Below are 12,512 nucleotides of genomic sequence, written 5' to 3' on the forward strand. Positions count from 1 at the left end.
CGTCGGCGCCGGTCCGCCGATTGGTCGGGGCGGAGAGATTCGAACTCCCGACCCTCTGCTCCCAAAGCAGATGCGCTACCAGACTGCGCTACGCCCCGAACCGGCGCCAGTCATAAGGCAGAGACGTGCGGAGGCCAAGCGTCCGCGTGGCGCGTGACGGCACAAGATGTAGGGACGCGCCAGGGCCTGCTCAGTTGCAGGGGAGCGCGGCGCCCTCGCCTATCGTGGGGTGCTGGAGGATGTCGCCGGGCTCGATGCCGAGCCGGCCGGCGAGGCCGCCGTTGACCTCGAGGACGAACTGCACCGCGTCCCCGCCCGGGGGATGGGCGTGTCGTCCATGGGCTTCGCGTTCTCGTGGACCCTGGTGATCGTGCCATCCGCGCCCGCGAAGATCATGTCGAGCGGGATCAGGGTATCGTGCATCCAGAACGCGACCGTCTCGGGCGCGTCGTAGACGAAGAGCATCCCCTGGAGGGTGCCCATGCGCGGCACGTTCATCAGGCCCTGGGCGCGTTCGCCCTCGTTGTCGGCCACCTGGACGGCGATGTGCGCCTCGCCGAAGCCGCCTTTGATCGTGACGCGGTCGTCCCGGCACTCGGCCGCCGCGCCGCTGGCGAGGACGGTCAGGGCAAGGGCCAGCGCCTTCAACGCGACGCCCGTGCGGCGGCGTCCCAGGCGAGGACCTCCACCGCCAGCTTGCCGCGCTTGCCGTCGATGACGCGCAGGCCGACGGCCTCGCCCGGGGCGAGGTCGGCGAAGCCCGACCGGCGCAGCACCTCGATGTGCAGGAACACGTCCTCCTCGGAGCCCCAGACATTGGCGAAGCCGAAGCCCTTGCCCTTGTCGAACCACTTCACGCGCGCGGGCTCCAGGGGCTGCTGCGCGAGGACGGCGGGGTCCATGTCGGAGAGGTCGGCGAGGCCCGCGCCCGGCGGGACCTCGGGCGGGCGGATGGAGAGCACGACGGTGGCCTGCATCCCCCTGTCGGTCCGGGCGACCTCGACCTCGATGGCCGAGCCGTCGGCCACCGTGCTCTGGCCGAAGCTGCGCAGCACGTTGGCGTGCAGGAGGATGTCGGGGCCTCCTTCGTCGGCCACGACGAAGCCGAACCCCTTGCCGGGGTCGAACCATTTCACATGACCGCGGACGACGGCGCGTCCACTCGGGCCTTCGGACATCTTCAGGGTCTCACACGCCGCTCCTCGCAGGAGCAGGCCACAGGTTGGGTCGGATCTGCAAGCGTAACCACAATACTGCGAAACCAGCTATCTTACATCGACGACACGCGCACGACTAACTAAAGTCACCGTTCACAACGGTCACGGATTCAGCCGCACCACGCTCCAATCCAGGCCGGGATCCGGGCGCGACCAGCGGAATCGGTCGTGGAGCCGGAAGGGCCCGTCGGCCCAGAACTCGATCTCCAGGGGCACCAGGCGGTAGCCCCCCCAGAAGGGCGGACGGGGTGGGCTGGTTCCGAAGCGCGCCGTGACGCGGGCGACCTCGGCCAGGAGCGCGGCACGGGATTCGAGGGACCGCGACTGGCGGGAAGCCCAGGCGCCGAGGCGGCTCTGGAGCGAGCGGGAGGCGAAGTAGGCGTCGGCCTGAGGCCCCTCGACCCGGGAGACGAGGCCGCGGGCGCGGACCTGACGGCGCAGGGACTTCCAATGCATGACGAAGGCCGCGCGGCCGGCGGACTCGATCTCCTCGGCCTTGCGGCTCTCGTGGTTGGTGTAGAAGACGAAGGCCCCGTCCTCGATCTCCTTGAGGAGGACCATGCGGACGTTGGGCAATCCCTCGGCGTCGACGGTGGCGAGCGCGATGGCGTTGGGGTCGTTGGGCTCGGACCTCCCGGCCTCGGACAGCCAGGCGCGGGCGAGCGCGAAGGGGTCCTCCCCTGCGAAGATGCCGGTCCTGTCGGCCACGTTTCCTGTCCCTTTGCCTGCCGCACGCGTAAACCGGCATCCGGCCCCATGGCAACCTATGTTATTCCGAAACGCAGCGGCAACGTGCCGATAGCGCTCCCACGACCGGCCCTTGATGGGGCACGACGCTTCGCCTACACGAGGCGGAACCAACGCGCGGGAAGGGACGGGCCGCATGCAGACCGATCTGCTCAAGGGCAAGCGCGGCCTCATCATGGGGCTGGCCAACGACAAGTCCATCGCCTGGGGGATCGCGAAGTGCTGCCACGAGGCCGGCGCCGAGCTCGCCTTCTCCTACCAGGGGGATGCGCTGCTGAAGCGGGTGACGCCGCTCGCGGCCGAGGTGGGCTCGGACATCGTGCTGCCCTGCGACGTGGGGGACATGGAGTCGGTCGACGGCCTCTTCGAGGCGCTGCGGCAGCGCTGGGGGCGGCTCGACTTCCTCGTGCACGCCATCGGCTTCTCGGACAAGAACGAGCTGCGCGGGCGTTACGTGGACACGAGCCGCGACAACTTCCTCATGACCATGGACATCTCGGTGTACTCCTTCACCGCCGTGGTGAACCGTGCCGAGAAGCTGATGACCGAGGGGGGCTCCTGCCTGACGCTCACCTACTACGGGGCCGAGCGGGTCATGCCGCACTACAACGTCATGGGCGTGGCCAAGGCGGGGCTCGAGGCCTCGGTCCGTTACCTGGCCGAGGATCTCGGCAAGGACGGCATCCGCGTGAACGCGATCAGCGCCGGACCGATCAAGACGCTGGCGGCCTCCGGCATCGGCGACTTCCGGTACATCCTGAAGTGGAACGAGCTGAACTCGCCGCTTCGCCGGAACGTCACGCAGGACGAGGTGGGCAAGGCCGCGCTTTACCTGCTGTCCGAGCTGGGCTCGGGCACGACGGGCGAGGTGATGCACGTCGATGCCGGCTATCACCTGGTGGGGATGAAGGCCGTGGACGCCCCCGACATCGCGGTCGCGAAGGGCGAGTGATGCCCGCCGGGAGGAGGCCTCGATGGAAGGCGTGACTCTTGCGCAGCTCGGGCTCTTCGTGGCGACGCTCTCGGTCGCGATCCTGTCGCCAGGGCCGGGCATCCTCGCGGTCTCGCACGCCGCATTCAGCATGGGACGCCGTGGAGCCCTGCCCTATGCGCTGGGCCTCGCGCTCGGCGCGTCGCTGTGGTGCCTGATCGCGCTCCTTGGCCTGACGGTGCTGTTCCAGACCTTCCCGCTCGCGCTGTCGGCCTTCCATGTTGTGGGCGGGCTCTACCTCCTTTGGATCGCGTTCAAGATGTGGTCCCACGCCGCCGACCCGCTGCCCGAGCCTGCGGGCGCCGGGCGGGGCCTCGCCGCCGGGATGGCGCTGAACCTGTCCAACCCCAAGCCCGGGCTGTTCTATGCCTCGGTGCTGCTGTCGATCTTCCCGGACCTGCGGGGCATCGGCGCCACCGCCTCGGTCTACGCCGTGGCCCTGAGCGTGGAGCTCTTCTACTACCTGGGCCTCGCCTCGGTCCTGTCGGCGGCGGCGATCCAGGCGCGCTACTTCGCGGCAAAGCCATGGATCGACCGCATCGCGGCGGTGCTGATCGCCGTGCTCGGCCTCCTCCTCATCCTGCGACACTGACCGAACGGACGACGCCATGATCGACCGCCTGCCCCACGAAAAAGGCTTCCACGTCTCCTGGGACCAGATCCACCGCGACAGCCGGGCGCTGGCCTGGAGGCTCGACGGCCAGGGACCGGATGCGGGGGCCTGGAGGGCCGTCGTGGCGATCACGCGGGGCGGCATGGCCCCTGCGATGATCGTGAGCCGGGAGCTCGGCATCCGCACCGTGGATACGATCAGCGTCCAGAGCTACAACCACCAGACGCAGGCCGAGGCGAGCGTCCTCAAGGCGCCGGACGCGCAGCTCATGGGCGACGGGACCGGCATCCTGATCGTGGACGACCTCGTCGATTCGGGGCGGACGCTGGAGCTGGTGCGGCAGATGTACCCCAAGGCGCATTTCGCCACCGTCTACGCCAAGCCTAAGGGCAAGCCGCAGGTGGACACCTACGTCACCGAGGTGAGCCAGGACACCTGGATCTTCTTCCCCTGGGACATGGCGCTGCAATACGTGGAGCCCTATCGCGGGCGGGACTGAGGGCGTGGCGCGGGAGCGGCCGGACCTCCTCCACGCGGCCTTCGTCCTCGGCCTGTTCGGCAAGGCGCTCCTGGGGCTGGGCCAGTTCGCGGGGGGCGTGGCGCTGGCGATGTCGCCGCCGGGCACCCTTCCCCGACTCGTGGACTGGATGGCGCGGAACGAGCTGGCCGAGGACCCGACCGATCCCTTCGCCCGCGCCGTCGAGCGCCTGCTGGCCCATGCCAACCTCGCGCCGGGCGGCGTCTACACCGTCTACCTGCTGGTCCATGGGCTCCTCAACCTGTTCATCGTGGCGGGGCTCGCGCTGCGGCTGCCGCGCGCCCATGCCTTCGCCATGCTTTGCCTCGCCGGCTTCGTGGCCTATCAGGTCAGCGAGTTCGTCCGCACGGGGGACCCGATCCTCCTCGTGCTCAGCGCCTACGACCTTGGCGTCATCCTGCTGGTGCGGCACGAAGGACGCCGCGCTAATTCCCTGCCCCATCGGAGCCGTCCATGACCCTGCCCCGCACCGCGACCACCTTCGCCCCGCCGGTCATGGAGGCGCGGCGCTGGCTGGAAGGCGTGACCTTCCCGGCGAACCGGCCGCTCATCAACGTGAGCCAGGCCGCACCGGTGGACCCGCCGCCGGCTCCCCTCCGTGAGGCGATGGCCGAGATGGTGCTGTCGGACCCCTCGGTGCATCTCTACGGGCCGGTCCTGGGGCTGCCGGCGCTGCGGGAGGAGATCGCGGGCCAGTGGTCGGCGGCCTATGGCGGAGAGGTCCGGCCGGATCAGGTCGCCATCACCTCGGGCTGCAACCAGGCCTATTGCGCGGCCATCGCGACGCTTTGCGCCGAGGGGGACGAGGTCATCCTGCCGGTCCCCTACTACTTCAACCATCGCATGTGGAACGACATGGCGGGAGTGGTCACGGTGCCCCTACCCTGTGGCCCGGGCCTGATCCCCGAGGCTGGCCGCGCGGCGGCCCTCGTCACTCCGCGCACACGGGCCATCGTCCTCGTGTCGCCCAACAACCCGGGCGGGGCGGAGTATCCGGCGGGGACGCTGCGGGCCTTCCTGGAATTGGCGCGGTCGCGCGGCCTCGCCCTCATCGTGGACGAGACCTATCGCGACTTCGACTCGCGCGAGGGGGCGCCGCACGACCTGCTCCGCGACCCGGACTGGGACGACACGCTGATCCACCTCTATTCCTTCTCCAAGGCCTACCGCCTCACGGGGCACCGGGTCGGGGCGATCCTGTCGTCGCCCGGACGGCTCGCCGAGGTCGAGAAGTTCCTCGACACCGTGGCGATCTGCCCGCCTCAGGTGGGCCAGCACGCGGCTCTCTGGGGGATGCGGCACCTGCGCGACTGGGTCGCGCGCGAGCGGCTGGAGATCCTCGACCGTCGCGCGGCCGTGACGGAAGGGTTCCCGATGCTCGCGGCGAAGGGGTGGGAGCTCCTGGGCTGCGGCGCCTACTTCGCCTATGCGACCCATCCCTTCCCCGAGGCGTCGGACGCGCTCGCCAGGCGGCTGGTGCGCGAGGCCGGGGTGCTGCTCCTTCCCGGGACGATGTTCATGCCGGAGGGGATGCCCGAGGCCGCGCGGGGCCTGCGGATCGCCTTCGCCAACGTGGATCGACACGGGGATCGGGGCGCTGCTCGACCGCCTCGAAGCCGTCACCCCCTGACGCTTGCGCGCCCCTGCCCGCGCGCCTATGCAGGGCCCCGCCCCGTCAGAGGGCGCGAGGGGGACGGCACATGGCGACGCGCAAGAGCACGAAGTGGGTCTACTGGATCATGCTGGCCCTCATCGTGGCGGGCTTCGGCGGCTGGTTCACCGGCGGCGCCGGCGGGCGGACCACCTCGATCGGCAGCGTCGGCGAACTGGAGATCTCGCATCAGGACTACGCCAACGCGCTGCGCAACCAGTTGCGTCAGTTCCAGGAGCAGACGGGGCAGGCCGTCACCTTCGAGCAGGCGCAGGCGGCGGGGCTGGACCGCGCCGTGCTGGCGCGACTGGTGAGCGACCGGGCGCTCGACGCGGAGGCGCGACGCCTCGGGCTCTCGGTCGGTGACGCGCGCGTGGCGGAGGCGGTCCGTTCCACCCCGGCCTTCCAAGGCATCAACGGCGAGTTCGACCGGCAGGCCTACCGCGAGGCGCTGCGCCGCAGCGGGCTTCGGGAGGAGGCCTTCGAAACCTCGCTGCGACGGGACAGCACTCGCGCGATGCTCCAGGCTGCCGTTCTGGGCGGCGTGCCCAAGCCCGAGACCTACGGCAAGCTCCTCGCCGCCTATTCGAACGAACGTCGGGACGTGACCTGGGCGACGATCGGCCCCCGAGGCGGTCGCGGTGCTGCCGCAGCCCACCGAGGAGGAGTTGCGTGCCTATTACGACGCGCACCCGGATCAGTTCACGGCACCCGAGGTCCGGCAGGTCAGCTACGCCTGGCTCACGCCCGAGATGATCCAGGGCAAGATGACCGTGGACGACCAGGAGGTCCGCGCCCTCTACGACGAGCGCATCGGCCAGTTCGTGCAGGAGGAGCGGCGGCTCGTGGAGCGGCTGGTCTACCCTTCCGAGGAAGAGGCGCAGGCCGCGAAGGCGCGGCTCGACTCCGGGGCGGCGAGCTTCGAGGACCTCGTCGCGGAGCGGGGGCTCCAGCTTTCGGACATCGATCTGGGGATGTGTCCAAGGCGGACCTGGGCGATGCGGCGGACCCGGTCTTCGGGGCCGAGACGGGCAACGTGATCGGCCCCCTGCCCTCGCCGCTCGGCCCGGCGCTGTTCCGGGTCAACGCCCTGCTCGCCGCCGACGAAACCAGCTTCGAGGAGGCGGCCCCGGACCTGCGGGCGGAGATCGCCGACGAGAGGGCGCGCGACGCCATCGGCGAGCTGCTGCCGAAGATCGAGGACCTGATCGCCGGCGGGGCAAGCGTCGCGGACGTGGCCGAGCAGACCGACCTCGAGCCCGGCCAGATCGCCTGGTCGGAGGGCGCGGCGGAGGGACCCGCGGCCTACCAGGAGTTCCGCGACGCCGTGCAGGCCGCCCAGCCGAACGACATCCCCAAGGAGGTCGAGCTGTCCGACGGCGGCGTGCTGGTGCTGCAGATCGCCGGCGTGACGCCGCCGGCGCTCAGGCCCTACGAGGAGGTGCAGGCCGAGGTTCGCAAGGCCTGGGACGCCGAGGCTCTGCGGGACGAGATCCTGGCGCAGGCCAATGCGAAGGCGGAGGCCATCGCAGGGGGAGCGAGCTTCGAGGATCAGGGCCTGACGCCGCAGACGCAGGCTGGGGTGAATCGGCGCGATCCCATCGAGGGGACGCCGGCGAACTTCTCGGCCACGGCGTTCTCCATGTCTGCCGGCGAGGCCCACGCCCTGCCGACGGAGGATGGAGCCATCGTCCTGCGGCTCGATGCCGTGGAGGCCGCGCCGGAGGACGACGAGAACGTCGCAGCCGAGCGGGATGCCATCGCCACGCAGGTGTCGAGCAGCATCGCCAACGACCTGTTCCAGGCCTTCGAGCGGCAGCTCCAGGCGAGCACCGAGGTGCGGCTCGACGACCGGGCGATCTCGGCCGTGAACGCGCAGATGAACTGATGGCGCTGCTTCCCGACTACGAGACGTTCCGCCAGGGTTTCGAGGCGGGCTGTAACCAGGTGGTCTGGACGCGGCTCGCCGCCGACCTCGACACGCCGGTGTCGGTCATGCTGAAGCTCGCGGGGGCGGCCCGGCATTCCTTCATGCTGGAGAGCGTGACGGGAGGCGAGGTGCGGGGGCGATACTCGATCATCGGCATGAATCCCGATCTGGTCTGGGAATGCCGGGGGACGCGGAGCCGGCTGAACCGGGCGGCGCGCTACGACGACGAGGCCTTCGAGGACCTCGAAGGGTCACCGCTGGAGACGCTGCGGGCGCTGCTGGCGGAGTGCCGGATCGACCTGCCGGAGGGGCTGCCCGCCGCCTCGGCAGGACTCTTCGGATACCTGGGCTACGACATGATCCGGCTGGTCGAGCGGCTGCCGGATGGACGGCCGGACCCGTTGGGGCTGCCCGACGCGGTGCTGCTGCGGCCTTCGGTGGTGGCGGTGCTCGACGGGGTGAAGGGGGACGTGATCCTCGTGGCTCCGGCTTGGACCGGGTCGGGGCTTCCGGCCAAGGCCGCCTATGCGCAGGCGGCCGAGCGGGTCATGGACGCGCAGCGGGCGCTAGAGCGCGGCGTGCCGGTGGCGCCTCGGGCGCTGGGTGAGCCGCGCGAGCCGTCGCCGCCCCGGTCGAACTTCACCAAGGCGGGCTACATGGCCGCCGTCGAGAAGGCCAAGGACTACATCCGCGCGGGCGACATCTTCCAGGTCGTCCCGGCGCAGCGCTGGACGCAGACGTTCTCGGAGCCGCCCTTCGCTCTCTACCGATCCTTGCGGCGGACGAACCCTTCACCCTTCATGTTCTTCTTCAACTTCGGCGGCTTCCAGGTGATCGGCGCCTCGCCGGAGATCCTCGTGCGGGTGTTCGGGAAGCAGGTCACGATCCGCCCGATCGCCGGGACCCGCCCGCGCGGCGCCACGCCCGAGCAGGACCGCGCGAACGAGGAGTCGCTCCTCGCCGACCAGAAGGAGCGGGCGGAGCATCTCATGCTGCTCGACCTCGGCCGCAACGACGTCGGCCGGGTCGCCAAGCCCGGGACCGTGCGCCCGACCGAGACCTTCGTGATCGAGCGCTATTCCCACGTCATGCACATCGTCTCGAACGTGGTGGGCGAGCTGGCCGAGGATCAGGACGCGCTCTCGGCCTTCTTCGCCGGGATGCCGGCCGGGACGGTCTCGGGCGCGCCCAAGGTGCGGGCGATGCAGATCATCGACGAGCTCGAGCCCGAGAAGCGGGGCGTCTACGGCGGCGGGGTCGGCTACTTCAGCGCGAACGGCGACATGGACATGTGCATCGCGCTGCGCACGGCGGTGCTGAAGGGCGACCAGCTCTACATCCAGTCCGGGGGCGGCGTGGTCTACGACAGCGACCCCGAAGCGGAATACATGGAGACGGTCCACAAGTCGCAGGCGATCCGCAAGGCGGCCGAGGACGCGGCGATGTTCCGGCCGGAGGGGAACGGGTAGGCCGATATCCGACCGCGTCGCGGGCGCGGCCTTGCGCAGGCGGAGGACGCAGCTTCCCCTACCCCGCCGGGCGGCGACCCAGGGACAGGGTCACCATGGCAGACAGAGTTTAAGGAACGGTTAACGACCGGGGAAACTTCGCGGAGAAACGGCCGTCGTTCCGATCGGAAGCGGCTCGTGGGCCGAAAGTCCCCGGCGAGGGTTCCTGGCAGTCAGGCCGCGCGCAGGGCCTCGCCTTCCACCGCCGAAAGCGCCTTCGCCAATACTTCGACCCCGGCGCCGGGCCGGTTCGCCTCCTCCGACAGGATGCGCCGCCAGGCGCGCGCGCCCGAGCGGCCCGCGAAGAGCCCAAGCATGTGCCGTGTCACCTGATGGAGCCGCCCGCCCTCGGCGATGTGGGCTTCGATGTAGGGGATCATGGCCCGGACTGCCTCCTCGGGGGTCGCGACCGGATTGGCGACCCCGAAGATCCGCCGGTCGGCGTCGCCCAGGATGTCCCAGGGCGCGTGATAGGCCGCGCGGCCGACCATGACGCCGTCAAGGCCTTGCGCGAGCAAGCTCTCGGCCTGTTCGAGGCTCTGGATGCCGCCGTTGATCGACATGTGCAGCTCGGGGAACCGCGCCTTCATCCGCAGGACGAGCGGGTAGTCGAGCGGCGGCACCTCGCGGTTCTCCTTGGGCGAGAGGCCCTGGAGCCAGGCCTTGCGGGCATGGACCGTGACGCGACGCACGCCGGCCCCGGCGACGGCCTCGAGGAAGCGGGGCAGCGCCTCCTCGGGGGTCCTGATCGTCCACGCCGATGCGGCACTTGACCGTGACCTCGGCCTCCGTGGAGTCCTGCATCGCCCGGACGCAACCGGCGACGAGGTCCGGCTGCTGCATCAGCACGGCGCCGAAGCAGCCCGACTGCACGCGGTCGGATGGGCAGCCGCAGTTGAGGTTGATCTCCGGGTAGCCGAGCTCGCCCCCGATCCGCGCGGCCTGGGCCAGCTCGCGCGGGTCCGAGCCGCCGAGCTGGAGCGCGACGGGCCGCTCGGTGTCGGAGAAACCGAGGAGGCGCCCTCGGTCGCCATGGAGGACGGCGGCGGCGGTGACCATCTCGGTGTAGAGGAGCGCCCCGCGCGACAGGCTGCGGTGGAAGGCCCGACAGCGGCGGTCGGTCCAATCCATCATCGGTGCCACGGACAGGCGGGCGGCCGCGGACAGTTCAGGACATCCTTGGTTCATTGGAGTTCTCGTGTCCGCATCCGAGCCGATGTCTTGAACTGCAGGGGCCGCCCCAGCCCGTTCCCCAAGGTCGGACCCATGATCCGGCCCCGCCGAACGCCGCAGGGACGAGGTCGGATCATGTAAGCGTCCCCGGAAGCGAATGCTAGGGACAGTCCCGCGCGGCTCCGCCCCGAACGCGCGTCCGTCTTCTCCTTTGCCTGTCCTTCGTCATATCGGCCGCCCACCCGGGTCCTTCGTCACGCGATCCATGGAGACGGTCGGAGGTCGACCCTCCGTGCCGGAGGCTGGGGCTGTGACGCCGATCCTCTGCGAAAGGGACGGTCGGACGGCGGAGCCCGAACCTTTGCAGCATCGAACGGGATCGTTCAGGGAAGTCGGCCCGACGACCCGCGAGGCCGTCTGGCAGCTCCTCCGAAGCTTCAGGGATACCTCGTCACGCTGCACGAAGGACTGGGGGCCTGATCTCCCGTGGCCGACGATCCCGCGGACCTGCCGGCAGCGGCCCCACCGCCTCCGACCCTTGGAGCACGTCCTCCTGGGCGATGCTGTCGATCCGGGTGATGGCCACGCTGATCTGGTGAAGGCCGACGGACTGCTCGGCGGCGCCGGCTGCGATGTCGCTGACCAGGTCATTCAGGCCGACCACCGCACCGACGATCCGGTCGAGAGCCAGCCCGGTCTCGCGGACGAGCTCCGCGCCCTCGCCCACCTGGGACGAGGAGGTGACGACGAGGCCGCGGATCTGCTGAGTGGCCTCGGCCGCGCGCTGGGACAGCCTGCGGACCTCGCCCGCCACCACCGCGAAGCCACGCCCCCGCCTCGCCAGCCCGGGCGGACTCCACGGCGGCGTTGAGGGCGAGGAGGTCGGTCTGGCGCGCGATCTCGCCGATCATGTCCACGATACGCTCGATCTCGACGGCAGAGGTCTCGATGGCCGCCATCGCTTCCACGGCGCGCCGGACGACCTGCCCGGATCTCTCCGCCTCGCCCTTGGCGCCGGCGACCACGTCGCGCGCATGGGCGGCGCCTCTGGCCGCGGACTTGGCCGTGGCCGCGATCTCCTCGACAGCCGAGGCGGCCTTCTGGCTCTCCTGACGGGTTCGCTCGGTCGTCGCCATCGCACGCTCCCGGGCGGCCTCGGCCAGGGTCCGGGCATCGGCAGCCTGGGCCACGCTCTCGGCCAGGTTGGCGCGTGCCGCCTCGGTCTCGGCGGCGGCCGTGGCGGACCTCGCCATGGACCAGACCAGAATGATGCATTCGAACAGCACGATCGCGGCGTGCAGGGCCGTCCGGAACAGGACGTCCGCTAGGCCCACGGTGGGATAGACCAGGGCCGGAAGGACGACCCCCAGGACGAGGTGGTGGAGGGCCGTCATGCCCACGGCCAGGAGCAGCGCCGGGATGCTGCCCATCGTCGAGACGATGGCCAGCATGGCGAAGAACAGCATGTGCGAATCGATCTGCCAGGGATGGCCCGCAAACGCTGCCGTGAAGGCGATGCATTGCCCGACCAAGGCGACGCCCAGAGGCATCGGGCGGGCCTTGGGCGTCAGGCGTGACGACAGGAGACCGATGATCGCGAAGAGGGTGGCGCCCACAAGGCTGAGGACCGCCGGCCCGCCTGTCAGGAGAGCCGCGAGGGGCGGAACCGGCATCGTGGCAAGCGCCACCGCGCGAGCCACGCCCGTGCCGTCCGCCGTCGCTGCGGGGCCTGCCCGATCTGCTTCGTCTGGCGACATCGTCATCGAGTATCCTTGTTACCGCAGAGGATTTCGAGAACGGCGGGGTCCAGGACCAGCCAGGCCCCGGCGAGCTCGTAGGCGGCCGGCGTCGCGCCCGTCGCAAGGACGGAGAAAGGCGCCGACCCCGGCCCGACGACCCGCCCGCCGGCCGTCTCCACGACCTGTTCGGCCCCGCCGTCCCAAGGGGGCGCCACCACGAGCACGGGCCCGGCGCCAGCTCCGGGGGCACCGGAGGCGAAGGCCGCCAGATCCAGGCCGACGCACAACGTCAGGCCAAGGATGGCGACCAGGACTGGATCAGCGATTCTCATGTCGACAGGTCTGCCAGAAGGATATCACCAACCGATGAATGCGTCGGTCGGCTGGGCGCGAACATCTGTCGAC

The 12,512-nt window shown here is 70.4% G+C and carries 12 protein-coding genes, 1 tRNA gene and 4 pseudogenes; 9 read left to right on the forward strand and 8 right to left on the reverse strand.

Annotated elements, in window-relative coordinates; genetic code table 11:
- Window positions 1-21: 21 nt before the first annotated feature.
- From RUMESO_RS14510 to pdxH, 4 genes are all read right to left on the reverse strand, one after another.
- A tRNA-Pro gene (locus RUMESO_RS14510) sits at window positions 22-98 on the reverse strand.
- 121 nt (window positions 99-219) lie between these two features.
- Window positions 220-648 (reverse strand): DUF192 domain-containing protein, encoded by a 429-nt coding sequence (locus RUMESO_RS14515; RefSeq protein ID WP_342670782.1) that lies wholly within the window; start codon window positions 646-648, stop codon window positions 220-222.
- Window positions 645-1,178 carry a cold-shock protein gene (locus RUMESO_RS14520; protein WP_037281252.1) on the reverse strand — a complete coding sequence of 178 codons (534 nt, stop codon included), beginning with the start codon at window positions 1,176-1,178 and terminating at the stop codon, window positions 645-647. The genes RUMESO_RS14515 and RUMESO_RS14520 overlap by 4 nt, the downstream gene beginning before the upstream one ends.
- A 141-nt stretch (window positions 1,179-1,319) precedes the next feature.
- A complete protein-coding gene (gene pdxH / locus RUMESO_RS14525) occupies window positions 1,320-1,925 on the reverse strand; it encodes a pyridoxamine 5'-phosphate oxidase (protein ID WP_037281253.1) in 606 nt (201 codons plus the stop codon).
- A gap of 175 nt (window positions 1,926-2,100) precedes the next feature.
- Between pdxH and fabI the strand changes: the two genes are divergently transcribed.
- From fabI to trpE, 9 genes and pseudogenes are all read left to right on the forward strand, one after another.
- Window positions 2,101-2,916 carry an enoyl-ACP reductase FabI gene (gene fabI / locus RUMESO_RS14530; RefSeq protein ID WP_037281254.1) on the forward strand — a complete coding sequence of 272 codons (816 nt, stop codon included), beginning with the start codon at window positions 2,101-2,103 and terminating at the stop codon, window positions 2,914-2,916.
- A 22-nt stretch (window positions 2,917-2,938) separates the two neighbouring features.
- Window positions 2,939-3,547 carry a LysE family translocator gene (locus RUMESO_RS14535; RefSeq protein ID WP_037281255.1) on the forward strand — a complete coding sequence of 203 codons (609 nt, stop codon included), beginning with the start codon at window positions 2,939-2,941 and terminating at the stop codon, window positions 3,545-3,547.
- A gap of 16 nt (window positions 3,548-3,563) precedes the next feature.
- Entirely contained in the window at window positions 3,564-4,067 is a 504-nt protein-coding gene (gpt, locus tag RUMESO_RS14540) for a xanthine phosphoribosyltransferase (protein WP_037281256.1), read from the forward strand.
- A 4-nt stretch (window positions 4,068-4,071) separates the two neighbouring features.
- Window positions 4,072-4,563: a DUF2127 domain-containing protein gene (locus RUMESO_RS14545; protein ID WP_037281257.1), complete on the forward strand. Its 492-nt coding sequence runs from the start codon at window positions 4,072-4,074 to the stop codon at window positions 4,561-4,563.
- A 38-nt stretch (window positions 4,564-4,601) separates the two neighbouring features.
- Window positions 4,602-5,630: pseudogene (locus RUMESO_RS14550) on the forward strand (aminotransferase); the annotation flags it as partial.
- Window positions 5,631-5,845: 215 nt separating this feature from the next.
- A pseudogene (locus RUMESO_RS28560) lies at window positions 5,846-6,214 on the forward strand (SurA N-terminal domain-containing protein); the annotation flags it as partial.
- Window positions 6,215-6,398: 184 nt separating this feature from the next.
- Window positions 6,399-6,797: a peptidyl-prolyl cis-trans isomerase gene (locus tag RUMESO_RS25800; protein ID WP_051521341.1), complete on the forward strand. Its 399-nt coding sequence runs from the start codon at window positions 6,399-6,401 to the stop codon at window positions 6,795-6,797.
- On the forward strand, window positions 6,734-7,645 hold the full coding sequence (locus RUMESO_RS25805) for a peptidylprolyl isomerase (RefSeq protein WP_051521342.1): 912 nt from the start codon (window positions 6,734-6,736) through the stop codon (window positions 7,643-7,645). The genes RUMESO_RS25800 and RUMESO_RS25805 overlap by 64 nt, the downstream gene beginning before the upstream one ends.
- The gene (gene trpE / locus RUMESO_RS14565) at window positions 7,645-9,156 is read left to right on the forward strand and encodes an anthranilate synthase component I (RefSeq protein WP_037281258.1); all 1,512 of its coding nucleotides are present in this window, start codon (window positions 7,645-7,647) and stop codon (window positions 9,154-9,156) included. The genes RUMESO_RS25805 and trpE overlap by 1 nt, the downstream gene beginning before the upstream one ends.
- A 212-nt stretch (window positions 9,157-9,368) precedes the next feature.
- Here trpE and dusA read toward each other — a convergent pair.
- The 4 genes and pseudogenes from dusA to RUMESO_RS14585 form a co-directional block, all read right to left on the reverse strand.
- A pseudogene (gene dusA / locus RUMESO_RS14570) lies at window positions 9,369-10,329 on the reverse strand (tRNA dihydrouridine(20/20a) synthase DusA).
- A 490-nt stretch (window positions 10,330-10,819) separates the two neighbouring features.
- On the reverse strand, window positions 10,820-11,185 hold the full coding sequence (locus RUMESO_RS28565) for a methyl-accepting chemotaxis protein (RefSeq protein ID WP_425414909.1): 366 nt from the start codon (window positions 11,183-11,185) through the stop codon (window positions 10,820-10,822).
- A 25-nt stretch (window positions 11,186-11,210) separates the two neighbouring features.
- Window positions 11,211-12,131 (reverse strand): annotated as a pseudogene (locus tag RUMESO_RS14580) (methyl-accepting chemotaxis protein); the annotation flags it as partial.
- A complete protein-coding gene (locus RUMESO_RS14585; RefSeq protein ID WP_051521345.1) occupies window positions 12,128-12,439 on the reverse strand; it encodes a hypothetical protein in 312 nt (103 codons plus the stop codon). The gene RUMESO_RS14585 and the pseudogene RUMESO_RS14580, both read right to left, overlap by 4 nt.
- Between the last annotated feature and the right edge of the window lie 73 nt (window positions 12,440-12,512).

The sequence above is a fragment of the Rubellimicrobium mesophilum DSM 19309 genome, assembly GCF_000600335.2.
Lineage (GTDB): Bacteria > Pseudomonadota > Alphaproteobacteria > Rhodobacterales > Rhodobacteraceae > Rubellimicrobium > Rubellimicrobium mesophilum.